Source organism: Mesorhizobium sp. C416B (assembly GCF_030323165.1).
Lineage (GTDB): Bacteria > Pseudomonadota > Alphaproteobacteria > Rhizobiales > Rhizobiaceae > Mesorhizobium.
In genome coordinates this window covers 6,500,698-6,521,884 of record NZ_CP100471.1, presented here as the reverse complement: position 1 = coordinate 6,521,884, position 21,187 = coordinate 6,500,698, and the positions used below count along the sequence as shown (strand labels likewise).

26 protein-coding genes and 1 tRNA gene are annotated in these 21,187 nt (G+C 61.0%); 13 read left to right on the top strand and 14 right to left on the bottom strand.

Going from position 1 to position 21,187, the window contains the following annotated elements; translation table 11 throughout:
• Positions 1 to 345 precede the first annotated feature (345 nt).
• Positions 346 to 1,281, top strand: a complete 936-nt coding sequence (locus NLY43_RS31595) for a LysR substrate-binding domain-containing protein (RefSeq protein WP_023710655.1) — start codon at positions 346 to 348, stop codon at positions 1,279 to 1,281.
• Here the strand turns inward: NLY43_RS31595 and tolA are convergent.
• Positions 1,278 to 1,673, bottom strand: a complete 396-nt coding sequence (gene tolA, locus NLY43_RS31590; RefSeq protein WP_156935491.1) for a cell envelope integrity protein TolA — start codon at positions 1,671 to 1,673, stop codon at positions 1,278 to 1,280. The two genes, NLY43_RS31595 and tolA, sit on opposite strands and share 4 nt — an antisense overlap.
• A gap of 60 nt (positions 1,674 to 1,733) precedes the next feature.
• Positions 1,734 to 2,180, bottom strand: a complete 447-nt coding sequence (locus tag NLY43_RS31585) for an iron-sulfur cluster assembly scaffold protein (protein ID WP_023710657.1) — start codon at positions 2,178 to 2,180, stop codon at positions 1,734 to 1,736.
• Between the two features lie 241 nt (positions 2,181 to 2,421).
• On the opposite strand from NLY43_RS31585, the gene folE reads away from it, so the two are divergent.
• From folE to NLY43_RS31570, 3 genes are all read left to right on the top strand, one after another.
• Positions 2,422 to 3,057 (top strand): GTP cyclohydrolase I FolE, encoded by a 636-nt coding sequence (gene folE, locus NLY43_RS31580; RefSeq protein WP_023710658.1) that lies wholly within the window; start codon positions 2,422 to 2,424, stop codon positions 3,055 to 3,057.
• 35 nt (positions 3,058 to 3,092) lie between these two features.
• The gene (gene hisI, locus NLY43_RS31575) at positions 3,093 to 3,551 is read left to right on the top strand and encodes a phosphoribosyl-AMP cyclohydrolase (protein WP_023710659.1); all 459 of its coding nucleotides are present in this window, start codon (positions 3,093 to 3,095) and stop codon (positions 3,549 to 3,551) included.
• A gap of 84 nt (positions 3,552 to 3,635) precedes the next feature.
• Entirely contained in the window at positions 3,636 to 4,607 is a 972-nt protein-coding gene (locus NLY43_RS31570) for a patatin family protein (RefSeq protein WP_023667624.1), read from the top strand.
• A gap of 15 nt (positions 4,608 to 4,622) precedes the next feature.
• Here NLY43_RS31570 and recJ read toward each other — a convergent pair whose 3' ends face one another.
• The 4 genes from recJ to NLY43_RS31550 form a co-directional block, all read right to left on the bottom strand.
• Complete coding sequence (gene recJ, locus NLY43_RS31565; RefSeq protein WP_023710660.1) at positions 4,623 to 6,407, bottom strand: single-stranded-DNA-specific exonuclease RecJ; 1,785 nt, start codon at positions 6,405 to 6,407, stop codon at positions 4,623 to 4,625.
• 249 nt (positions 6,408 to 6,656) lie between these two features.
• Entirely contained in the window at positions 6,657 to 7,970 is a 1,314-nt protein-coding gene (locus NLY43_RS31560) for a homoserine dehydrogenase (RefSeq protein WP_023695460.1), read from the bottom strand.
• 50 nt (positions 7,971 to 8,020) lie between these two features.
• The gene (locus NLY43_RS31555; RefSeq protein ID WP_023681615.1) at positions 8,021 to 9,238 is read right to left on the bottom strand and encodes an LL-diaminopimelate aminotransferase; all 1,218 of its coding nucleotides are present in this window, start codon (positions 9,236 to 9,238) and stop codon (positions 8,021 to 8,023) included.
• 90 nt (positions 9,239 to 9,328) lie between these two features.
• Positions 9,329 to 9,739 carry a hypothetical protein gene (locus tag NLY43_RS31550; RefSeq protein ID WP_023667627.1) on the bottom strand — a complete coding sequence of 137 codons (411 nt, stop codon included), beginning with the start codon at positions 9,737 to 9,739 and terminating at the stop codon, positions 9,329 to 9,331.
• A 97-nt stretch (positions 9,740 to 9,836) separates the two neighbouring features.
• Between NLY43_RS31550 and phaC the strand changes: the two genes are divergently transcribed.
• The 8 genes from phaC to NLY43_RS31510 all read left to right on the top strand — a co-directional run bounded on the left by phaC (position 9,837) and on the right by NLY43_RS31510 (position 16,202).
• Positions 9,837 to 11,672, top strand: coding sequence for a class I poly(R)-hydroxyalkanoic acid synthase (gene phaC, locus NLY43_RS31545; protein ID WP_023710661.1), 1,836 nt, complete (start codon positions 9,837 to 9,839; stop codon positions 11,670 to 11,672).
• A 359-nt stretch (positions 11,673 to 12,031) separates the two neighbouring features.
• Positions 12,032 to 13,153, top strand: a complete 1,122-nt coding sequence (locus NLY43_RS31540) for a D-Ala-D-Ala carboxypeptidase family metallohydrolase (protein WP_245261858.1) — start codon at positions 12,032 to 12,034, stop codon at positions 13,151 to 13,153.
• Positions 13,154 to 13,477: 324 nt separating this feature from the next.
• Positions 13,478 to 13,552 (top strand) — tRNA-Glu (locus NLY43_RS31535).
• Positions 13,553 to 13,674: 122 nt separating this feature from the next.
• Entirely contained in the window at positions 13,675 to 13,905 is a 231-nt protein-coding gene (locus NLY43_RS31530; protein ID WP_023710662.1) for a hypothetical protein, read from the top strand.
• A gap of 52 nt (positions 13,906 to 13,957) precedes the next feature.
• A complete protein-coding gene (locus NLY43_RS31525; RefSeq protein WP_023688266.1) occupies positions 13,958 to 14,383 on the top strand; it encodes a trypco2 family protein in 426 nt (141 codons plus the stop codon).
• A 77-nt stretch (positions 14,384 to 14,460) separates the two neighbouring features.
• The gene (locus tag NLY43_RS31520) at positions 14,461 to 14,805 is read left to right on the top strand and encodes a hypothetical protein (protein ID WP_023710663.1); all 345 of its coding nucleotides are present in this window, start codon (positions 14,461 to 14,463) and stop codon (positions 14,803 to 14,805) included.
• A gap of 290 nt (positions 14,806 to 15,095) precedes the next feature.
• Positions 15,096 to 15,752 carry an outer membrane protein gene (locus NLY43_RS31515; RefSeq protein ID WP_023688264.1) on the top strand — a complete coding sequence of 219 codons (657 nt, stop codon included), beginning with the start codon at positions 15,096 to 15,098 and terminating at the stop codon, positions 15,750 to 15,752.
• Between the two features lie 201 nt (positions 15,753 to 15,953).
• Entirely contained in the window at positions 15,954 to 16,202 is a 249-nt protein-coding gene (locus NLY43_RS31510; protein ID WP_023688263.1) for a hypothetical protein, read from the top strand.
• Here the strand turns inward: NLY43_RS31510 and NLY43_RS31505 are convergent.
• Positions 16,199 to 16,369, bottom strand: coding sequence for a DUF768 domain-containing protein (locus tag NLY43_RS31505; protein WP_023688262.1), 171 nt, complete (start codon positions 16,367 to 16,369; stop codon positions 16,199 to 16,201). The two genes, NLY43_RS31510 and NLY43_RS31505, sit on opposite strands and share 4 nt — an antisense overlap.
• Positions 16,370 to 16,478: 109 nt before the next feature.
• Here NLY43_RS31505 and NLY43_RS31500 point away from each other — a divergent pair, with 109 nt between their 5' ends.
• The gene (locus NLY43_RS31500; RefSeq protein WP_023688261.1) at positions 16,479 to 16,784 is read left to right on the top strand and encodes a hypothetical protein; all 306 of its coding nucleotides are present in this window, start codon (positions 16,479 to 16,481) and stop codon (positions 16,782 to 16,784) included.
• A 39-nt stretch (positions 16,785 to 16,823) separates the two neighbouring features.
• Here the strand turns inward: NLY43_RS31500 and NLY43_RS31495 are convergent, their stop codons facing one another.
• The 7 genes from NLY43_RS31495 to NLY43_RS31465 form a co-directional block, all read right to left on the bottom strand.
• Positions 16,824 to 17,420 carry a hypothetical protein gene (locus tag NLY43_RS31495; RefSeq protein ID WP_156935490.1) on the bottom strand — a complete coding sequence of 199 codons (597 nt, stop codon included), beginning with the start codon at positions 17,418 to 17,420 and terminating at the stop codon, positions 16,824 to 16,826.
• A gap of 292 nt (positions 17,421 to 17,712) precedes the next feature.
• A complete protein-coding gene (locus NLY43_RS31490) occupies positions 17,713 to 18,525 on the bottom strand; it encodes a TIGR04255 family protein (protein ID WP_023688259.1) in 813 nt (270 codons plus the stop codon).
• A gap of 224 nt (positions 18,526 to 18,749) precedes the next feature.
• Positions 18,750 to 19,487 (bottom strand): hypothetical protein, encoded by a 738-nt coding sequence (locus tag NLY43_RS31485; RefSeq protein WP_023710666.1) that lies wholly within the window; start codon positions 19,485 to 19,487, stop codon positions 18,750 to 18,752.
• On the bottom strand, positions 19,484 to 19,843 hold the full coding sequence (locus tag NLY43_RS31480) for a hypothetical protein (RefSeq protein WP_023688257.1): 360 nt from the start codon (positions 19,841 to 19,843) through the stop codon (positions 19,484 to 19,486). Before NLY43_RS31480 ends, NLY43_RS31485 begins: the two co-directional genes overlap by 4 nt.
• Complete coding sequence (locus NLY43_RS31475) at positions 19,843 to 20,334, bottom strand: hypothetical protein (RefSeq protein ID WP_023710667.1); 492 nt, start codon at positions 20,332 to 20,334, stop codon at positions 19,843 to 19,845. The genes NLY43_RS31480 and NLY43_RS31475 overlap by 1 nt, the downstream gene beginning before the upstream one ends.
• Positions 20,334 to 20,504 carry a hypothetical protein gene (locus NLY43_RS31470; protein WP_023688255.1) on the bottom strand — a complete coding sequence of 57 codons (171 nt, stop codon included), beginning with the start codon at positions 20,502 to 20,504 and terminating at the stop codon, positions 20,334 to 20,336. Before NLY43_RS31470 ends, NLY43_RS31475 begins: the two co-directional genes overlap by 1 nt.
• Complete coding sequence (locus NLY43_RS31465; RefSeq protein ID WP_156935489.1) at positions 20,501 to 21,070, bottom strand: hypothetical protein; 570 nt, start codon at positions 21,068 to 21,070, stop codon at positions 20,501 to 20,503. The genes NLY43_RS31470 and NLY43_RS31465 overlap by 4 nt, the downstream gene beginning before the upstream one ends.
• Positions 21,071 to 21,187 lie beyond the last annotated feature (117 nt).

Genomic DNA, 21,187 nt, shown 5'->3' with positions numbered 1-21,187 from the left:
AAACCGGCTTCCGGGTCAGCTTGCGTTTCCAAACCGATAGATGTGAGCTTCGGCCGGCAAACGCAATCCTCTTCACTCGCCTCTTTGTCGGCTTCAGGGTCGCGAGCGGCGAAAGGGATGCCGCTCCGCTGGAGCCGCCCAGCGGGTGGCCGGCCTTTGCTCGGTGCGCTGCACATGATGCTGCCTGTCGCCATGCCACTGAAATGTCGCGATCCGCATCACATCGCAAAAGATTTCCAGTAACTGGATCATGGCCGCATCTCCTTTGAGACGGATTAGACGCCCGCTGGCCTTCGCCTTCAAACGAGTATAATTTCCGGTTCAGATAACTTCGGGTTATGCGAAATGAAGCGCGGACGGCTGCCCCTGACGGCATTGCGAAGTTTCGAGGCAGCCGGCCGGCAATTGAGCTTTAGCCGGGCCGCCGAGGAGCTGTTCGTCTCCCAGGCCGCCATCAGCCGGCAGATCCGCGAACTCGAGCAGTTCCTGCGCCAGCCCTTGTTCCACCGTCATCACCGTCGCGTCGAGCTGAGCGAAGCCGGCCAGCGCCTGCTCGATCAGTTGGTCAGGAGTTTCGACGACATCGACAGGCTGCTTTCGGACCTGGTGGCGGCCCCGGCGCAGTCGGTGGTTCGCGTCAGCGTCGAGCCGTCGCTGGCCTCTGTATGGCTGTTGCCGCGGCTCAACCGCTTCAGCCAGTTGCGGCCCGATATCGACGTTTCCCTCGAAGTCGACCCAAGGCCGATCGAGTTCCGCAGCGATCAGCCCGAACTCGCCTTGCGCTTCAGCGCGCGCGCCACCTCATGGCCGCGCAGCGAGGCCGAATGGCTCGCCTCGACCGTCGATTCACCGGTCTTGTCGCCGGCCTTGCTGGCATCGGGCCCTGCCCTCGAAAAGCCGCTCGACCTTGCCCGCTACACGCTGTTGCACGAGGAGAATCGTCAAGGCTGGGCGCGCTGGTTCGAGGCAGCCGGCGTGGCAGCCGACACCATTCCGGCGCGCGGCCCTATGCTGGCGGATGTGTCGCTGTCGAAGCAGGCGGCCCTGCTCGGCCACGGCGTGGCGCTGGGCGACCTCTTGCAGATCGGCGAGGAGATTGCATCCGGCGCGCTGATCAAGCCGTTCGACATTGATGTCGCATCGGGCGCCTACTGGCTGGTCGGCAGGAGTTTGAAGGACCTGGCGGAGCCGGCCAAGGCCTTCGCCGACTGGGTGAGAAGCGAATTTGCCGAAAGCAGACGGGCGCAGCAAACCAAGAGCCGCCTGACCGGCCTCAGCTAATTTGGCTTCTTGCGGAATTTTTCGAGGGCTTGGTCGAGCTTCTTCGCATCGATGCCCAGAGCCCTGTCCGAAGTATCCTGTCCCGGGTCGAATGTCAGCACGACATCACGCCACAGATCATAATGGGCCGTATAGGATGTCAGCCTGGAAAATGGTGCGCAGCGCGAGATGGCCCGGACAGCGGCCTCGGCAACCTTGTCCGGCGTCGGTGGCGCAGGGCTGAGGATTTTTGGCGGACCGGCGAGCGAACCGTCCTTGTTCAGGCTGAACTGGACGCGGACTATGCTGTGGGCGTCTACAGGTATGCTCCAGCAGAGCTGGATGGCCTTCTTGAGATACTCGCCGATATCGCGCTGGACCGCCACGTCCGCCCGGCTCGCGCCGCTGCTCAACGCAACTGCGCCAGCAAGGCTCGCGGCGAACACCAGGCTTTGGCGATCAAATGGCAAGGGTCACGCCGCCTCTTCCGCGCGCTTCTTCTCGATCTGGCCGATGGCGTCAACGACCGCATCGAAGGTCAGCATGGTCGAGGCATGGCGCGCCTTGTAGTCGCGCACCGGCTCCAGATATCTCAGATCGGCAAAGCGGCCTTGCGGCGGCGCGCCGTTTTCCTTGAGCATCTTCAGCACGGTGTCGCGCACCGCCCGCAATTCGTCGGCGCTGGCGCCGATGACATGTTGAGCCATGATCGAGGACGAAGCCTGGCCGAGGGCGCAGGCCTTCACGTCATGAGCGAAATCGGTGACGACGCCATTGTCCATCTTGAGGTCGACGGTTACCGTCGAGCCGCACAATTTGGAATGAGCCTTGGCGCTCGCATCCGGATGATCGAGCCGGCCTATGCGGGCGATGTTTCCGGCAAAACCCAGAATTTTCGCATTGTAGACGTCGTCAATCATATTTTTCCAATCCGTCGCCGCCAAGCGAACAGCGATTGCCGCTGTGACGTCTTTCATTCGCTGCGCACGACCATATATAATGCTGGCAGTCGGGTATCGACAAGGCAACGAAGAGCCATCGTCCTTGCCCATTTCGTTCACGCCGCTTGCGGGCTGGAAACCGGGCGAGTTTTCAGCACCCGAAAGGTCGTGGTCCGTTCAACTCGTTCCTCCTGAGAGAGGAACTACGGGAGACGCCTTTATGGATGCCGTCATCAAGAAAATCATGCCCCCTTCCGACTATCTGGACAGGCCGGTCACCGACAGGCCGAGCGAAGCCGAGGTCGAGGCCGCCGTGCGCACGCTGTTGCGCTGGACCGGCGACAATCCGGACCGCGAGGGCCTGATCGACACGCCCAAGCGCGTCACCAAGGCCTTTCTCGAAATGTTCAACGGCTATGACATGTGCCCGGCCGAAGAACTCGGCCGCACCTTCGAGGAAGTAGCCGGCTATGACGATCTCGTCATCGTCAGGGACATCCAGTTCCACTCGCATTGCGAGCACCACATGGTGCCGATCATCGGCAAGGCGCATGTCGGCTACCTCCCGGACGGCAAGGTCGTCGGCCTGTCCAAGATCGCGCGCGTCGTCGATATCTTCGCCCATCGCCTGCAGACTCAGGAGGCCATGACCGCACAGATCGCCGGCGTCATCCAGGACGTGCTCAATCCGCGCGGTGTCGCCGTCATGATCGAGGCCGAGCATATGTGCATGGCCATGCGCGGCATCCGCAAGCAGGGCTCCACCACGCTGACCTCGACCTTCACCGGCGTGTTCAAGGACACGCCCGAGGAACAGGTCCGTTTCGTCACCATGGTGCGCGGCCTCGGGGCGTAAGCCCCTCGCCGGCATCGCTAGATCAAGGACCCGCGATGTCGGCACTAACATTTCCCACGGCTCCATCAGACAAGAAGGCTCTCGAAGAAGGCGCGGTGTTTTCCCCGCGCTTCGATGCTGCCGGGTTGGTCACCGTCGTCGTCACCGACGCCGCTGACGGTATGCTGCTGATGGTCGCGCATATGAATCCCGAGGCGCTGGCGCTGACGCTCGAAACCGGCATCGCGCACTACTGGTCGCGCTCGCGCAGCACGCTGTGGAAGAAGGGCGAAACATCAGGCAATTTTCAGACGGTCGTCGAGATGCTCACGGATTGTGACCAGGACGCCATATGGTTGCGCGTCAAAGTGTTGGGCCACGACGCAACTTGTCACACCGGCCGGCGTTCATGTTTTTATCGGACGGTGGGGCTAATCGGCGGCAAGGCAACGCTTGCCGGCGATGGCAGCACGCCGCTGTTCGATGCGGAAAAAACGTATCGGAAGCCCGCGTGAACCATTCAACAGTCGCAAACCACTCATATTCACTATTCTCAAACGTCCTTCCTGTAGAACGGACGCGGGACAAGGGAGATCATGATGCTCGAGTGGGCGTCATTGCGTAGCAGACCGGACGTGCGGGAGGCCAATGGCCCCTCATCGTCCGGCGGCGTGCCTGACCCGCAACCTGCGGGCAAGACAGGCATTTCGCTCGCGCTGGGCGGCGGCTGCGCACGCGGCTGGGCGCACATTGGCGTGCTGCGCGCGCTCGACGAAGCCGGCATCGAAGTCTCAATGATCGCCGGCACCTCGATCGGCGCGCTGGTTGGCGGCTGCTATCTCGCCGGCAAGCTGGACGAACTCGAGGAGTTCGCCCGCAGCCTGACCAAGCGGCGCATCTTCGGCCTGCTCGATCTCAATCTGCGCGGCAGCGGCCTGTTCGGCGGTATGAAACTGGACGTCAGGCTGCGCGAGCACATGGCAGGCATCCGCTTCGAGGATCTGACGAAACCGTTCGTCGCCGTTGGCGCCGAAATTCGCACCGGCCATGAGATCTGGCTGTCCAGCGGTTCGCTGATCACCGCGATGCGGGCTTCCTATGCGCTGCCCGGCGTGTTCGAACCGGTGAATTGCAACGGCCGCATTCTGGTCGACGGCGCGCTGGTCAACCCGGTTCCGGTTTCGGTCTGCCGCGCCTACGAGCAGCCGCTGGTCGTCGCGGTCAACCTTCACTACGATCTGTTCGGCCGCGCCGCCGTCATCAAGCACAGCGCCGGCGAACTGCTCATCGAGAAGGACGCGCCCCGGCCAGGCCAGGCCAGCCCCGACCACCAGCCGCACCAAAGCCGTCTCGGCATCACCGGCGTCATGGTCGAAGCTTTCAACATCATCCAGGACCGGATTTCACGCGCAAGGCTGGCGGGCGATCCGCCCGACATGTCGCTCCAACCGAAACTCAGCCATATCGGCTTGACCGAATTCCACCGCGCGGATGAGGCGATCAGCGTCGGTTACCAGGCGACGATGGCGCAGATCAGCGAGTTGAAGCGGCTGCAGACGGTTCTCGCTTAAACCAATTCGGCAATGTCAGGCTTTGGCCGCATCGGTGATGCGGAACTGCACCGTGCGGTTGCCGTTCCAATAATTCCCCGACAGCGAGCCGGCTACATGGATCGTGTTGCCCCTGTTCTTGAACAGGAATTCGCCCAGCGCGGTATCGACGGATCGAAAGGCGATGCCCTGGATGCGGCCGCCGCTTTCCGACTGCAGATCGGCCCGGATGTGGTTGGTGCCGACGGCCCGCGCGTCGGCCAGCTGATGGCGCGGCAGCGCGAACACCGGCGCGACATGGCCGGCGCCGAAAGGCCCGGCCTTTTCCAGTGCATCGAGCAAAGCAATCGTCGCGCCCTCGGCGGCGAGCGCGCCGTCGACGGCCAGACTTTCTTCGTCCTGCAGCCGGAACACTTCGGCCGCCGCGCGCTCCTCGAAGAAAGCACGGAGTTCGCCGAGCTTGGCGCGTTCCACCGTGATGCCGGCGGCCATGCCGTGGCCGCCGCCCTTGACGATCAGCCCGGCATCGGCGGCTGCGCGCACCAGCCGTCCGAGATCGAAGCCCGACACCGAACGGCCGGATCCGGTGCCGATGCCATTGGCGTTGAAGGCGATGGCGAAGGCCGGCCGCCGCGCATGGTCCTTCAGCCGCGAGGCGATCAAGCCGACAATGCCGGGATGCCAATTGGTGCTGGCGGTGACGATGATGGCCGGCCCGTTGCCGCCGGCAAGTTCGGCGTCAGCCTCGGCGCGCGCCGCTGCCAGCATCTCCAGCTCCATCTGCTGGCGTTCCTGGTTGAGCCGGTCGAGTGTCTCGGCAATGGTCCTGGCCTCAACCGGATCGTCGGTGGCGAGCAGCCGGCTGCCAAGTGCTGCATCGCCGATGCGGCCGCCGGCATTGATGCGCGGCCCAATCAGATAGGCGAGATGAAAGGTGCTTATCGGCTCACCAATGCGGGACACCCGCGCCAGTGTGGCGAGCCCCTCATTCTTCTGCTGCCGCGCCATCTGTAGTCCCTTGACGACGAAAGCGCGGTTCACGCCGATGAGCGGCACCACATCGCAAACCGTGGCCAGCGCCGCCAAGTCGAGCAACGACAACAGGTCCGGTGGCGCTGCGTCGGGCAATCGGCTGCGCAGGACCCTCGCCGTCTGCACCAGAGTGAGGAAGACGACACCGGCGGCGCACAGATGGCCTTGCCCGGAAAGGTCGTCCTCGCGATTGGGATTGACGACCGCGGTCGCCTCCGGCAGCGGGCCGCCGACCTGATGGTGGTCGAGCACCACCACATCGGCGCCTGCGGCCTTGGCGGCATCAATGGAGACAGCGCTGTTGGTGCCGCAATCGACGGTGACGATCAGCGTCGCGCCGCGCGAGACCAGTTCGCGCATAGCCTCCGGATTGGGGCCGTAGCCCTCGAAGATGCGGTCGGGAATGTAGATCTCCGAAGGCACCAAGAAATGCGTCAGGAAGCGTTTGAGCAACGCCGAAGAGGCGGCGCCGTCGACATCGTAGTCGCCGAAGATTGCCACCTTCTCCTTGGCCATGACCGCTTCGGCGATGCGGGTCGCAGCCTTGCCCATGTCGGTCAGCGAAGCCGGATCCGGCAACAGATTGCGGATCGTCGGATCGAGGAAGCGCTCGGCCTGGTCCGCGGTCACGCCGCGCCCGGCGAGCACGCGCGCCACAATGTCGGGCACGCCGTGGCCCTGCGCTATGGCGAGCGCAGTCATGTCCTGCCGCTCGCTCAACCGGTGTTCCCAGGAAACACCGGTCGCCGACTGCCTGACATCGAGGAAGAAGCGTTTGTCGCCCGTCATAGGAGGCGTAATCTATAGATTGTCATTTCCGGCAATATGCGACGGCTAAACAGGAAAGTCTCAAAACTTTTCCACATCCTGGTGACGCCTTGATCTCGCGACTCACGCCTCCGCCAGAGCCCGATGATGATTGGTGGGTTCGACCTGAAATCTCAATCCGGCTCCAAATCAAAGAGATAGAGCATTATGGCGTCTGAAACCACTTTTCAGCAGCAGCATCAATCGGTTAAAGGAGAAAAATGACTTGGCCTAGCCCGCACGCTCGATGCGGATAACCTGCGGCTTGTCTGTGAGGTGGCCGTCCTTGGTGATGCCGTCGACAGCCTTGCGCACCGCTGCTTCCGTCGTCTCGTGGGTGACCAGGATCACCGTCTTTTGCGCGTCGGTCTCACCGCTGACGGCATGCTGGACGATCGATTCCAGCGAAATGTCGTTGTCGGCCATGCGCTTGGCGATCGCGGCAAAGACGCCGATGCGATCATGCACGGTCAGTCGGATGAAATAGCCGCCGGCATGGCTGCGCATCTGCGCCTTCTTGTAGGGCCGCAGTTCCTTGGCCGGCAGGCCGAACACCGGACCGTGCTGGAAGCCCGGCCGGCTCTTGGCAATGTCGGCGATATCGCCGACCACGGCGGACGCGGTGGCGTTGCCGCCGGCGCCGGGGCCGGAGAGCAGCAGCTCGCCCAGAATGTCGGTTTCGATGGCCACCGCATTGGTCACGCCATGCACCTGTGCGATCACCGACGCGGTCGGCACCATGGTCGGGTGCACACGCTGTTCGATGCCGCTGTCGGTGCGCTGCGCGACGCCGAGCAATTTTATCCGGTAGCCAAGGTCGCCCGCGGCGCGGATATCGGCCTGGCTGATATTGGAAATGCCTTCCATGTAGATGTCGTTGGCGGCGATCCTGGTGCCGAAGGCCAGGCTGGTCAGGATCGACAATTTATGCGCCGTGTCATGGCCCTCGATATCGAAAGTCGGATCGGCTTCGGCGTAGCCCAGCCGTTGCGCGTCCTTCAGGCACTCGTCGAAGGAGATGCCCTCGGCCTCCATGCGGGTCAGGATGTAGTTGCAGGTGCCGTTGAGGATGCCGAAAACGCGGGTGACCGAATTGCCGGCCATCGCCTCGCGCATCGTCTTGATGACCGGGATGCCGCCGGCAACTGCCGCCTCGTAGTTGAGCAGCACGCCCCTCTTCTCGGCGATTTCGGCAAGCGCCACGCCGTGCTTGGCCAACAGCGCCTTGTTGGCGGTGACGACATGACGTCCGGCTTCAAGTGCTGCCTTGACCGACGCGCGCGCTGCCCCTTCGTCGCCGCCGATCAGTTCGACGAAGACGTCGATATCGGCGGCCTGCGCCATCTTGATCGGATCGTCGAACCATTTGGCGGCGCTGAGGTCGACGCCACGGTCGCGCTTGGGATCGCGCGCGGAAACGGTCGTGACGATGACATCGCGTCCGCACTGGCGCGTCAGCTCCGCTGCCTTGTCGCGCAGCACGCGCGCCACCGAGGCGCCGACCGTACCCAGACCCGCAATTCCAACACGCAACGCTTCAGCCATGCCCGGCGACGCCCCTCAAAAAATCTACTCGAATAAGATGTGCGGCGACTTTAGCGATGCGCGGCGAGCGGCACCACATTGTTCGGCTGCTTGGCGCTGGACGCCAGGAAGCGCTTGATGTTGCGCGCCGCCTGCCGGATCCGGTGCTCGTTCTCGACCAGCGCGATGCGGACGTGATCGTCGCCATGCTCGCCAAAGCCGATGCCCGGCGCCACCGCCACGTCGGCGTGCTCGATCAGGAGCTTGGAAAACTCAAGCGAGCCGAGATGCTTGAACGGCTCCGGGATCGGCGCCCAGGCGAACATCGAGGCAGCCGGTGCCGGAATGGTCCAGCCGGCGCGGCTGAAGGCATCGACCATGACGTCGCGGCGCTTCAAATAGACCTCGCGCACTTCGGCGATGTCGGCGCCGTCGCCATTCAGCGCATGCGCCGCCGCCACCTGGATCGGCGTGAAGGCGCCGTAGTCGAGATAGGACTTCACCCGCGTCAACGCCGAGATCAGCCGCTCATTGCCGACGGCAAAGCCCATGCGCCAGCCGGGCATGGAGAAGGTCTTCGACATCGAGGTGAACTCGACGCAGACATCGATGGCGCCCGGCACTTGCAGCACCGAAGGCGGCGGATTGCCGTCGAAATAGATCTCCGAATAGGCAAGGTCCGACAGGATGATGATGTCGTTCTTCTTGGCGAAGGCGACCACGTCCTTGTAGAAATCGAGCGAGGCGACCAGCGCCGTCGGGTTAGACGGATAGTTGAGGATCAATGCCAGTGGCTTCGGGATCGAATGACGGACACCGCGCTCGAGCGCCGGGATGAAGCCGTCATCCGGCTCGACCTGCAGCGAACGGATGACGCCGCCCGACATGATGAAGCCGAAAGCATGGATCGGATAGGTCGGGTTGGGGCACAGGATCACGTCGCCCGGCGCGGTGATCGCCTGCGCCATATTGGCGAAGCCTTCCTTCGAACCGAGCGTCGCCACCACCTGCGTGTCGGGATTGAGCTTCACGCCGAAACGGCGCTGATAATAGGCGGCCTGGGCGCGGCGCAGACCTGGGATGCCGCGCGAGGAGGAATAGCGATGCGTGCGCGGATCGCGCACCACTTCGCACAATTTGTCGACGATCGCCTTCGGAGTCGGCAGGTCGGGATTGCCCATGCCAAGGTCGATAATGTCAGCGCCGCGCGAACGGGCGCTGGCCTTCAGCCGGTTGACCTGCTCGAACACGTAGGGCGGAAGCCGGCGGACCTTGTGAAATTCTTCCATGTCAGTTCCAGACGATTTAAGATTGGCTTCAGCACAGTTGGCTTGGCTAGGCGCCCTTGGCAAAGACCGCTTTCGGCGCGCGATATAGCCTTATTTGCAGGTAGGGTCGAGGGCGGGATCGCATTTGGCTTCGATCTGCTTCAGCGTGTCCTTGCCATGGTTCTTCGCCAGCGAATTCAGCGCCGCCGGGCTGGTGGACGGGGCACCGCCGCCGCCCTTGGCCACTTGCCCCTGCTGTTCGCCCTTCAACTGGGCAAGCTTGGCCTGCGTCTCCTCAGGGGTGAGTTGCTTTGCCGCCACCTGCGGTGGGATGTTGAGATTGGGATAAGAGCCGGTGTCCTGCGCGCCCTGGGTCAGGCCGACATTCATCCCGTTGCCGGTGTTGGCGCTCGTGCAGCCACTTGCCGCCAGCAGCCCTGGCGCCAGACAGGCGATTGCAACCGCGATGCGGCAAAAGCGGCCTGCTCCCGAAAAAATGGTCTCGCCGGTGTTAATCGTCATATTGTTTTCCTGGCAGCCGGGGTACAGCGCATTGGACCCGGTCAGATGTCCCATGATAATATGTCAAGAAAACGCCTCGGGAGGAACCCCGCGAGCCATGTCCAAAACACCTGATTCGAGCAAAGCGGAAGATGATCAATCTTCGACCGTCGAGCAATATCTGGTGAAAGACCCGGAACGCTTCGCGTTGAACATGGCGCGCATGGTCGAACAGGCCGGCAAAGCCGCCTCGGCCTGGGCCGAGCCGCGCGAAAAAGGCGAGGTGCGCGATCATGTCGCCGAACCCGTGGTCGACATGGTCAAAACCTTTTCCAAGCTCAGCGAATATTGGCTGGCCGACCCGCAACGCGCGCTGGAAGCGCAGACGCGACTGTTCGCCGGCTACATGACGGTCTGGGGCAACGCCATCCAGAAGGTTAGCCCGAATGCCGAAGCGCCGGACGATGCGGTCAAGCCCGAGCGCGGCGACAAGCGTTTTCAAGACCCCGAATGGGGTCGCAACGCTTTCTTCGATTTCCTCAAACAGGCCTATCTCGTCACCTCGCGCTGGGCGGCCGACCTGGTCGAGCACGCCGAAGGCCTCGACGACCACACCCGCCACAAGGCGAGCTTCTACGTCAAGCAGGTGTCCAATGCCATCTCGCCGTCGAACTTCATCCTGACCAATCCGGAGCTGTTTCGAGAAACCGTCGCCTCGAATGGAGAAAACCTGGTGCGCGGCATGAAGATGCTGGCCGAAGACATCGCCGCCGGCAAGGGCGACCTGAAGCTGAGACAAGCTGACTATTCGCCCTTCGAGATCGGCAAGAACGTCGCGACATCTCCCGGCAAGGTGGTCGGCCGCAGCGATGTCGCCGAAATTATCCAGTACGATCCGACGACGGAGACGGTGCTCAAGCGCCCGCTGCTGATCTGCCCGCCCTGGATCAACAAGTTCTACATCCTCGATCTCAACCCGCAAAAGTCCTTCATCCGCTGGGCGATCGAGCAAGGCCATACCGTGTTCGTCATCTCCTGGATCAATCCCGACGAGCGGCACGGCGCCAAGGGCTGGGAAGCTTACATACGGGAAGGCCTGCAATACGGCCTCGACATGATCGAGAAGGCGACCGGCGAGAAAGAGGCCAACGCCATCGGCTATTGCGTCGGCGGCACGCTGCTGGCGGCCGCACTCGCACTGCTGGCACAGGAAGGCGACAACCGCATCAAATCGGCGACCTTCTTCACCACGCAGGTCGACTTCACCCATGCCGGCGACCTGAAAGTCTTCGTCGATGAGGACCAGGTGGCAGCGGTCGAGAAATCGATGAACGAAAAGGGCTACCTCGACGGCACCAAGATGGCGACCGCCTTCAACATGCTGCGCTCGGGCGACCTGATCTGGCCTTATGTCATCAACAATTACATGCGCGGCAAGGATCCCCTGCCCTTCGACCTGCTCTACTGGAACGCCGATTCCACCCGCATGGCGGCTGCAAACCACTCCTTCTACCTGCGCAACTGTTATCTCGAGAACAATCTGACTCGTGGCGTGATGGAACTCGCCGGCCGCACTGTGTCGCTGGCCGACGTCACCATCCCGGTCTACAACCTGGCGTCGAAGGAAGATCACATCGCGCCGGCCCTTTCGGTGTTTCTCGGCTCGCAATATTTCGGCGGCGACGTCGAGTTTGTGATGGCTGGTTCCGGCCACATTGCCGGTGTCGTCAACCCGCCGGCAGCCAAGAAATACCAGTACTGGACCGGCGGCAAACCGACGGGCGATTTTGGCCAGTGGCTCGCCTCGGCGGTGGAGCATCCCGGCTCCTGGTGGACGCACTGGCAGCACTGGATCGAAACCCAGGACGACACCCTCGTTCCGGCCCGCAAACCGGGCAAGAATATGAAAACCCTGGGTGATGCCCCCGGCACCTATGTGAAGGTCCGCGTGTAACGCCGGCACCTTTTGCAGGTGCCTGTGTGTAACGGAATGTAATGTCTGGTGAGTTGACGGGCCGGCAAAACGGGGCGAAATGGTGTCGTCAACCTTCAAGAAGCCTCAATTGGCCTCCAACGAGCAAATAATTCAGAGGCTTGCAGAATTGACACAAGTCTCGTTTCCGGTTTGGGAACACAAGGTTATTGGATGTGAACGTTTCGACGCCGCACCAATAGCAGGCCGACCGGACACCGAGGGGGAATCTAGTTTTGAAATCAGTAGGATCGCGTCTCGCGGGGAGAGAAGGTCGCACTATAGCGGCAGCGCTTTTCTCCGTGCTTCTGGCGTCCTGCACCTCCGCTGGCGACCCCACAATGTCCGCCGGCATGCCTGGCTACAACGCGACCGCTTCTGACATCGCCGCGGCTTCCGGCGCCAGCCCTGCGGCGCCGGGCGATTCGACCGTGCAGGTCACATCCACCGGGCCGCAGATGATGATGACGGCAGCGGGCGATGCGACACTGCCCGAGCAGGTCGCCTATGTGCCGGTGGCCAAGCCCGGCACCGGCTTCCCGGTCAATGTTCCCGCCGGCTCCGAAACCATTGTCGGCCAGACGCCGCAGTCGCTGCAGCAGTCAGCACAGACCGCGGCCGCAACGGACGCCGTGGCGCAGAAGATCGCCGCCGCCGATGCCGGCGTGACCGCACCGAAAGCGACGGCAGCGGCACCCGCGACCAACGAGGTCTACGTGACCGCCGCGCCCCAGCAGATCGACACGCCGAAGAAGGGCTTCCTGGCCTCACTGTTCAGCACCACGCCAACCTCGGCGGCACCTGCTCCGCTGGTCAACTCGCGCTCGGGCGAACAGCCTGCGGTTGCTTCCCAGAAGGCCGTCCCGGCAAAGCCGATCATCACGCTAGCGTCAGCCAATTCCGCCGACAAGCCCTTGCAGCTTGCCTCGCTTGGCAACGAGAGCAACCACATCACCGGCAGCGATGCCTTGCCCGGCGTGCGCCAGACGGCGCTGTTCGAGATCAAGCGCAAATCCGGCCTCGACGACGAAAGCGACGTCGACCTGAACGAGGACGAGGGTTCGGGCGGCGCCTATCAGGTGGCCTCCGCCGCCGGCCTCGCCCGGCTGGCGCCCAATGGCCTGTTGAAGCAAAACGAGAGCGTCGACGTCGCCTGCCTGAAGCCGTCGCTGGTGCGTGTGCTGAAGACCATCGAAGGCCATTACGGCCGCAAGATGATGGTCACATCAGGCTACCGCGACCCGGCCCGCAACCGCCGCGCCAACGGCGCCAAGAATTCGCTGCACATGTATTGCGCCGCCGCCGACATCCAGGTTCCCGGCGTCTCCAAATGGGAACTGGCGAGCTACATCCGAACCATGCCCGGCCGCGGCGGCGTCGGCACCTACTGCCATACCGAATCCGTTCACGTCGACGTCGGCCCCGAGCGCGACTGGAACTGGCGCTGCCGCCGGCGGGGTTAGCATCCCCATTCGGCAAACGGGCCGAGGGGCTGTTAGCAGCCCGCCGTTTTTTCCGATTACCTATCAGCGACGTTCGAGATTTGCCGAGGCACCCGCGACTTCGTCATCCTATGGCGAAGCAAGGAGCGCAGCGACGCAGCGCAGACGCGAGGATGACGACTGCGCGGCGCGTTCGTCCAAAGATGTGCAACGACGCGAGGCCAGAAAACCTGCGCTGGCTCACCAAACTGGCCGTTTTCGCCCCTCTTGAAAAAAGTTTCCGCATCTGGCGGCTGATGGGTTGCCGGTTGGCAACAACGCAATTATAAGCCGCTTCGTCTGAGCGCGCCCATCGTCTAGCGGTTAGGACACCGCCCTTTCACGGCGGTAACAGGGGTTCGATTCCCCTTGGGCGTACCAGACATTTCAAGCACTTAGCAGAAAATTCCCCGTCCCTGTCCAACGTTTGGCCAATTCTCTGCCGGCGTTTGTCGCGCTTCGTGATTCCTGTCACACTCCGTTTTCGGCTTGGAGGAGGAATTATGGGTTTGATTTTTACGGGTGAGCGAGGAAACAGCAGCGAGTTTGAGCTTTTGCTTGAAGCATTAGACGGGGAAGAACGCGTGGTGGTTGTCACCTCGACGGAAGCAATCGAAGACTATGGCTTGGAGGCCGTTCAGGACAAGGCTTCTGAAAAGTACGACGCTAAGCGGTTCAATGAAAACGGCAGCGTTACCGTGACGACAAGCGATTTCATAAGCCCACCACCGTAAGACGTATCTCTGCTGCGTTGACTTGACGGATCAACAATAAAGGCGACTTGCGATGGACTTGGACGAATTCATTTCTGAAACCCTGGGGCAAATCCTTTCGGGCATCGCCAAGGCCCAAGGCACCGATATCGGAAAGAATGTGAATGCGGCGTTCCCTGGCGTTCTGGGCAGCAATCTATCTGCGCTGCCTGAATTCGGCGTTTTCGCGCGCGTTGACTTTGACGTCGCAGTGACAGCCGAAACGTCTGTGGGCGGCAAAGGATCTATCAGGGTTTGGGGGATCGGCGCTGAGGGGGGCAAGGACAGCAAATCTCAGACCGTGAGCAGAGTCGTATTCGCAGTGCCGCTGAGGTTGCCTGATGGCGATCAATCGAAGCAAATAGCTGCAGACGCAGCCGAGGCAGAGAGAAAACGGAAGCTGCTCGAAAGCATCAAAGCGCGACCGGTTGGCGGCCCCGAAGGCTGGATGGCGCGCTAAAGTCCGCCACCGTGAGGCAGCTTCCGTTCGCTTGTTCTCCAGCAATTGTCCCAACATCGCAGGCTCGGGAGAGGATCATGCACTGGCAGAAAACAATCGTCGCCATGTCGCTCTGCCTTTGGCTCGTTCCAGCCTCTGCCCAGACGCAGAGCGTGGCGAACATGAGAGTCATGGCGTACAGCGCATGTGTGCAGGTTCAGTCGAGCCAATATACTCAACTAGATGGCAGCATGGTGGACATCGCGGAAGCCTCGATGGCAAGTTGTGGGACCGAAGCAGAGCAGTTGCAGGACCTAGTCGAGTCAGAAAATGCTCCGGACGTTGCCAAGCTGATAATGCAAAAGCTAACCACACGGATTCGCCGCGAGGCATTGGCAAACGTAGCGGAAACTCGTCTTTCTCTTAAGCGCGCAAAACCATAATGTGGGAAAGCCCGCCAGCGTGAGGCAATGGGCTTAGTGAAGACGCCGAGTTTGCCGCAACCAGTGAAGCGCGCCCCTAGACGCGCGCAGTGCCACTCTCCCGGTGGCCGAAATGCCGTGGCGCTGATGCTCCCAGCGAGCAAACCTTCATAGTCGACTGGCCGGCGATCCCTTCAATTCACGTCGACGGACTCAACGGCGGCAACTTAGCCGACAGGTGTGGCTTACTAGCTACATACAAGGTTGCAGGTTTATGGCACTAAGTTCCTGACATTGTGCTGGGGATTCCGATGAAAGCCTTTCTTTTCGCTTCACTTATCGCGCTTTCGGTGACCGCGCCGGCAATCGCCGCCGACACCATTACTGCTCCTGTGGACACCCCCGAATGGACCTGGCAAGGACCTTACGCTGGTATCTTCGGCGCGGGAACGCTGGAACACTACAAGATCCATGAGCCGAACATTGGCGCCGGAGCTACTCACAGCCCCGGCTCGGCAACAATCGGCGGCTTTGCGGGCTATAACTTCCAGTCGGGCAAGATTGTCTACGGCGTCGAAGGCGAGCTTGGGTACCGCTTCAAGAAGAACACCTTCAACGACATTCCAGGCCCAGGCGTCCTCGACGCTTCCACCGGGTTGTTTGGCTCTGTAAAGGGTCGGGTCGGCATGGACATGGGAGCGTACATGCCGTTCGTCACGGCGGGGGTAACCGCCGCAAAGTTGAAGACGTTCTATCCAGGCGGTGACGCGGAGCGCGATGCCACCTTGGTAGGCGGCATCGTTGGAGCAGGTTTAGACGTCGCACTCACCCACAACGTGTTTTTGCGCGGAGAGTATGATTTCTCCTTCTTTGGCAAGAAATCGCTAGAATATTGCGGTGGCGGGTGCACACTCGAACACACGGTTCAGACGCACGACTTCCGCGTCGGCGTCGCGATGAAATTCTAGCAGTAGAGAGGCTCTGGCCGGCTGCCGTGTTCAGAGCTTGCATAGACAAGCCGTCGATCTCTCCCGAGCGGAGCCGCGAAAATCACACGAAGCCCCACGCTCAGTCTGCGACGGGGCTTTTTTGTGTCTGCGCTTGTAAGTCAGGACGATGTGTAGGATTATTGTCCTCGTTGCGGCGAACCCCTTCAACGGAGATCGCCAATGGCCAGAACCAAACCTTCCGAACGGCTTTCACAGGCTGAAATCGAGCGCTTCCTGGCGGCAGCCGAAGCGCTGCACAAGAGCATCGTCGGACCGCTCCTGGCGTACCACGGCGAACACTACCAAGCTCTACGTGAGGTCCATGGACCCCTGTTGAAGTCGATTGAGACCATCACCGGCCGGAAGGCGCAGTTCATCCAATGGAACGGGACAGGGCCGGCACAGCCCCGGGAGAAGCCTCCGGGCTAATGCCCAGCTTCGCGCACCTGTCGCCGCCGCATCACCTCTAAGAGCAGTTCGAAGACGGTTTCAACCTCGCCGTTGATTTCGTCGGCGTCGATGCCGGCCTTCTCGGCAGCTGTCATCAACTGGTCTTTCAAGTCACCGATGGTGATCGGAATCTTCCAGCGCCACAATGGGCAGCTGCTTGGCCACCCACTTGTCGAGAAACGTCATGCCGAGTGTGCTCATTTCTTAGCAACCTCTCATCTTGACGCCGCAGCCGCCCGCCCCAGAGTCTTGCACATGGCTCGGGGAAATATCAAAGTTGGCGACGAGGTCGCCGTCACGGCGGTTGTGCGCGGTCGGGTGACACCCGATCGCATCAGCGTGACGATTCCTTCCAATGCCTTCCCGCATTCCGTTGTCGATTCGACTTCGAAAGCAGTGATCGGGCAAAACATGGAATTGACCGGCCAAGTCACGCGGGTCGATGGCGAGAAAGTGACCATTAGTCTCCGGCCGCTGGTGACCGTCGACGCCGAGCACGTGCGATTGGTGGAAGGCCATGTGGCGCCGAAGCGGAAGACGCGGCTTGTTGATAAGGCCTAGTTCAGCAAACAAAAAAAGCGGGTTTTTGAACGGGGAGGCTCAGGCTGGGCTCGCCACCTTTGCAATCTTATGAGGTTCTGGGACTCCGACCCGTTGAAGGTAAAATGCCGCCCGTGTTTGAAACTGCTCACGGTAAGGCATCTCCAGACGACACCTTCGCATCGCCGTGCCAGCCTGAATTTGTTTTGCTAAGTCCGCCGGTGAAATACTAAAGAACCGTCGAAAGTCAACGACTAGGTCGGGCAAGCCCACATTACAGAGATCAAATCGTGCGTGGGCAGCCTCTAAAGCGTGGTATCGCTCGTCATTATTCTGAACAATCCGCTTCCAGATATCGCTGCCGGCCACTTGGCCACGGAGTACAGGAGTTTCGTGCGCTTCATAGAGCAAAACGCTGTTCAACTGGCTAAGACCAGTGGCTACTTTGCTATTATGATCCTGCAGAAGGTCGCAATCTTGCGACGCTATGAGGGCATATGCGTGGGGAATTTCTTCGACGCTGCCGTCCTCGGGATAGTAGCGATACTGAACGATGCCAGAGATAATTTCGCCTTGGCGAAACTCCAAGTTCGGATCGACCGTCGCGTATATCGACGGTCCCGATGGCAGTTGGACAGCGACCTCCCCCGCGGTCATGCCCAATCAGTCTGTGAAGGTAAGCGGCTGACGTTCGACCCGCCGAACATTCTTTGCCATGACGCGTTTCTGCGGCTGATCGATAACAGGCCTCCGATCCGCCGCGAGCCTAGCTTGATCGAACTCATAGATGCCACTGAGCGCCTCGCACGCCTCGCGAAGAGCGGTGCCCCGTAACTGCCCCAAGACATATAGGCAGACCGCCCTGTAGGCGGCGGAGATGGGCAAATTGCTTGCGCGCCCAGTGACCTCAATGTTCGTCACGAAGTTTGCCTGAGATTCAATCCCGTGATCAGTGACGGACCATTTCAGCGACGGGCTTTGGTCCAAGTGTGTCATGAAGAAAGTCGGAAATGCACCACCGGAAGGCGTATCTCGCCCGAGCGTTGAATCTTCGCAGGTGGGAATGCGTACTAGCGACGTCATTCTGCTTCTCCGTGTAGCAGTCTATATCAAATACGTAGGCTTTGTCGGGTCCGTTTTCACGTTGTCCGAGGCCGTGCTGTAGAAGAATGCCTTCTTGCTGACCAGGCAGCATCGCTCTAACGACGCTGAAGGCCTCAGTAATTCGGTCATTCGAAAATCCAGGGTGGGCCAACCCGCCGAGAACATTTTTGCTCAACAGCGCCGCCCAAGGCGATCCTTCGATGCCGAAATCGCCGGGCACCACTGCATTTTGGTATCGCAGGCCGATTCTCGTGAGGAAACTTGGCTTATATATGTTGCTAAGCGCATCGATCGCCAGTTTGACAGGGGCTTCAAAATCTTCCCATCTGCTGTAGTTGGACGAGGTCACCGACAGGGCGTCTGGTGCCAAAGCAATCGTTGTTGCCCTGTCCTGTGACAAAAACTGATATTGCGATTTTAGCGGGCCGGCGGCACCGAGCATTTTTGCCACTTCGGGCGGCAGATCTTGCATCCCCGGCGGAAGCTGCTGCTCGACTATGGGATAAAGATCCCGAACCTGGTCCTGAAAATCGGCCGGCGGACTGGCCTCAATGCGGAGTATTTTCGGAAAGCGAATTTGGCAGATGACCTGGACCAATGGCGATCTTGCGTAAATCACGCGCTCGGAATTCGGAAAGAATTCGTCGCGTTCAATCATTGCAGCCCGAGTCCCCCAGCATTTTTCGTTTTGGCAGCATACGCCGCGAGATCCTTTAAAATGCAATACCAAGGCTTGGCAATTGGCCAAAAAATTCGCACTTGGGTGCATTTCTCGGATTTTTTCGCCGCGCGGCCGGTACTGTCCGCGACTTAAGTCCTGCCGGTGCCACTACATCCGTGGTCACCGAACAGGTGGGGCGAGCCGTGGAAGGCGATCATCGATCACCCCGCCATCTTGCGGAAAATCACCGCGGCAATTGCCGGCTGCAGCTCGTCCAGCCAGAACCAGAATCCATGCGCCTCGTCGTCGGTCAGATTGTCGGTCAGCCGCTTGGCGCGGGCTCGCAGCATCGCCACCTTTTCAGGAGCGAAAGAGCCCCATTCCGCGACAAGGGTGCTGCCTGCCGGGGTAGCCTGAAACCGCTTCACTTCTGCCGCTGGCGCCGGGGTCACATAGATGCTCGGGCCGGCTGCAATTTCCGCATAGACGGCGTACCGCGCCTCTTCCGGCAGATCGCGATCAAAACGCTCCATGAAGACGCGCTGCTCTCGATTCCCGCCCATTGCCTTGACCATGTTACCGACATCGGCCTGGACGTGGCTCAGGTGAGTGCGAAAACCGCCCATCTCGTCCCAGTCGGAAACCAACCTGCGGCCGGCCTCCGAACTGCAGAGAGCGGTGCGGGATTGATGGGCATCCATCGGCCGTGTCGGATTGATCAGGTCGGGGTTGATTTCCGACTGCTCGGCCTCCAGCAAGGCAGCGTATTCCGCGTCAAGTTTCTCGTCATAGTACCGGTGGATGTCGGTTGCCATGATGCGGGCGATTTCTGCCTTACGACCGGGCTCAGGAAGCCGAGAGGCAAAATCAGTCCCCTGGTTCCCGGTCGTAAAGCCTTCTGTCGCAGAGCCTGCTCGGGCCTCGCCAGAATCCTCGGAAATGGTAAGTTCGTTGCTCATTTGTTGCCCCCTCTCGCGTGCATCCACACACTGATTGCCGTGGTGCCGTCCCCTGCTGTGACGCTAGGCCGGGTCTGGTGCGACAGCATACCGATTGGCTTCATTCCCGCCGCTGTGAACGTCAGCGCGTTGCCAAGAGGATCTGTCAGCGTGGTCCAAGTCGTGCCGCCGTCGTTCGACCCCTGGATTGTGACCGACCCAGCCGCGCCGAAGGTGCCAAACACCTGGACGGTTCTGTCCTGATAGGTGTTGAGGGAAACCGCATTCCCTTGGTTGCCATTCGGGATTGCCAGCCATTTGTAGCGCATGACATGGATATCGGGGTCAGAGACCTGTACTCCGTTTGTCGTCGCCATCAGGCAGCCCTCGCCGGATAAAGTTGGGTCAGGAGGCGTGCTGCGAGATCGGGATTCGCTACGGCGGCCGTCATCACATGACCGTCAGCCTTGCGCTCCACAACGTAGCCATGCCCATTCCACGCAACCCGATATTTGTCATCCTGGAAGAGCTTGTCGTAGCGCTCGGGCATGGTCGTGATGCGTGGCTTCGCCAGCACGGCGCCTTTGCCGTCTGCACTCGCCACAATCGCTTCAGCAACCCAGGCCTCGTCATAGGAGACGACATAAACCCGGTCATGTTTCTTCAGCGCGTTGCGGCTGCCCGATACCTGCAGCCTGCGCCAGATTTCAGGGTGCTTCAGGTCGTCGGAAACCATGTCCGCTGGGCAGCGAACCATGAATTCGCGCCAAATCTGGCCGGCGTTCTGTAGTGAGACGCGGGCAGGATCGATATCGGGGGTTTGCCTGCTGGCGGATTTCAGCGAGGCCGGGTCAATTGCCTTGTTCATCAGAATACTCCCTTTGCGAGCAATTCCTTGGCGCGGGCTTTTGCCTCTTCGAACGAGGCGCGCTTTTCCAGCCGGTCACCGTTGGGGTGGCAGATCCAGTGTTCGATCACGTAGGATTCGATTGCTGCCTTCCCCTTCAGGATGGGCGTCAGCGGGTTGTTGTTCTTCACTGCATGTCTCCTTTGAGAGCTTTGGAAATGTAGCGGCCGGCGATCGCCTGTTCTTCGGCGCGCCAAGGCTGGTCGTAGGGGCTGCGAGCTTCCGGAAAGACGATTTGGCCGAAGCGGCGGACATGGCCGACCAGCGGCTTCAGCGCTGCCGTGAGGCGCCAACTCATCCTGTGATCGGTCTCGTCCAGAGCAAGGACGTTGTTCACCCCCAGCGCACGAAGCAGGCGAGCTGCGTCGGCGCTGCGAAGACGGAATTCTTTTAAGGCTTCTGCCACGTCGCGAGCGGCCTTTTCAGCGCGGTCAGCGGCTTCGAGGCGGTGTTCCTCCACAACTATCAGGGTTTGCCGCAAGCCTTCGAGGCGGGCTTCCTCAGTCTTGGCTGCTTCAAGGCGCTCGCGGCGGACGGCTTCACCTTCGGCGGCCTCCAGGCCGGAAAGCTCACGCTCGACATCGGCCATCTCGGCAAGGTCGAAAGGCTTGCCGTCAAGCATGGCGATGCCGTGCATGTGTTTCAGTTCTACAAGGCGGCTTTCCGCCTCCCGCTTGCGTGACGAGAAGTCAGCCATTGCGCGATGGTCCTTTCATTTGCACAGGGCCATATCGTCCTGTTTTTGCCTTCATGTTGGCGTGGGACAGATTGACGACTGGCGTGCGGTTGCTACCGCCATAGTGGTTCGCGTCAG

Coding starts and splice junctions, on each gene's coding strand:
- folE (WP_023710658.1), top strand. CDS start 2,422: ATGGATGCCGTCATCAAGAAAATCATGCCCCCTTCCGACTATCTGGAC.
- hisI (WP_023710659.1), top strand. CDS start 3,093: ATGTCGGCACTAACATTTCCCACGGCTCCATCAGACAAGAAGGCTCTC.
- NLY43_RS31480 (WP_023688257.1), bottom strand. CDS start 19,843: ATGGCGACGACAAACGGAGTACAGGTCTCTGACCCCGATATCCATGTC.
- NLY43_RS31490 (WP_023688259.1), bottom strand. CDS start 18,525: ATGATTGAACGCGACGAATTCTTTCCGAATTCCGAGCGCGTGATTTAC.
- NLY43_RS31515 (WP_023688264.1), top strand. CDS start 15,096: ATGAAAGCCTTTCTTTTCGCTTCACTTATCGCGCTTTCGGTGACCGCG.
- NLY43_RS31495 (WP_156935490.1), bottom strand. CDS start 17,420: ATGACCGCGGGGGAGGTCGCTGTCCAACTGCCATCGGGACCGTCGATA.
- NLY43_RS31485 (WP_023710666.1), bottom strand. CDS start 19,487: ATGAGCAACGAACTTACCATTTCCGAGGATTCTGGCGAGGCCCGAGCA.
- NLY43_RS31520 (WP_023710663.1), top strand. CDS start 14,461: ATGCACTGGCAGAAAACAATCGTCGCCATGTCGCTCTGCCTTTGGCTC.
- NLY43_RS31540 (WP_245261858.1), top strand. CDS start 12,032: ATGTCCGCCGGCATGCCTGGCTACAACGCGACCGCTTCTGACATCGCC.
- phaC (WP_023710661.1), top strand. CDS start 9,837: ATGTCCAAAACACCTGATTCGAGCAAAGCGGAAGATGATCAATCTTCG.
- NLY43_RS31530 (WP_023710662.1), top strand. CDS start 13,675: ATGGGTTTGATTTTTACGGGTGAGCGAGGAAACAGCAGCGAGTTTGAG.
- NLY43_RS31555 (WP_023681615.1), bottom strand. CDS start 9,238: ATGGAAGAATTTCACAAGGTCCGCCGGCTTCCGCCCTACGTGTTCGAG.
- NLY43_RS31550 (WP_023667627.1), bottom strand. CDS start 9,739: ATGACGATTAACACCGGCGAGACCATTTTTTCGGGAGCAGGCCGCTTT.
- recJ (WP_023710660.1), bottom strand. CDS start 6,407: ATGACGGGCGACAAACGCTTCTTCCTCGATGTCAGGCAGTCGGCGACC.
- NLY43_RS31475 (WP_023710667.1), bottom strand. CDS start 20,334: ATGAACAAGGCAATTGACCCGGCCTCGCTGAAATCCGCCAGCAGGCAA.
- NLY43_RS31595 (WP_023710655.1), top strand. CDS start 346: ATGAAGCGCGGACGGCTGCCCCTGACGGCATTGCGAAGTTTCGAGGCA.
- NLY43_RS31585 (WP_023710657.1), bottom strand. CDS start 2,180: ATGATTGACGACGTCTACAATGCGAAAATTCTGGGTTTTGCCGGAAAC.
- NLY43_RS31525 (WP_023688266.1), top strand. CDS start 13,958: ATGGACTTGGACGAATTCATTTCTGAAACCCTGGGGCAAATCCTTTCG.
- NLY43_RS31560 (WP_023695460.1), bottom strand. CDS start 7,970: ATGGCTGAAGCGTTGCGTGTTGGAATTGCGGGTCTGGGTACGGTCGGC.
- NLY43_RS31510 (WP_023688263.1), top strand. CDS start 15,954: ATGGCCAGAACCAAACCTTCCGAACGGCTTTCACAGGCTGAAATCGAG.
- NLY43_RS31500 (WP_023688261.1), top strand. CDS start 16,479: ATGGCTCGGGGAAATATCAAAGTTGGCGACGAGGTCGCCGTCACGGCG.
- NLY43_RS31465 (WP_156935489.1), bottom strand. CDS start 21,070: ATGGCTGACTTCTCGTCACGCAAGCGGGAGGCGGAAAGCCGCCTTGTA.
- NLY43_RS31570 (WP_023667624.1), top strand. CDS start 3,636: ATGCTCGAGTGGGCGTCATTGCGTAGCAGACCGGACGTGCGGGAGGCC.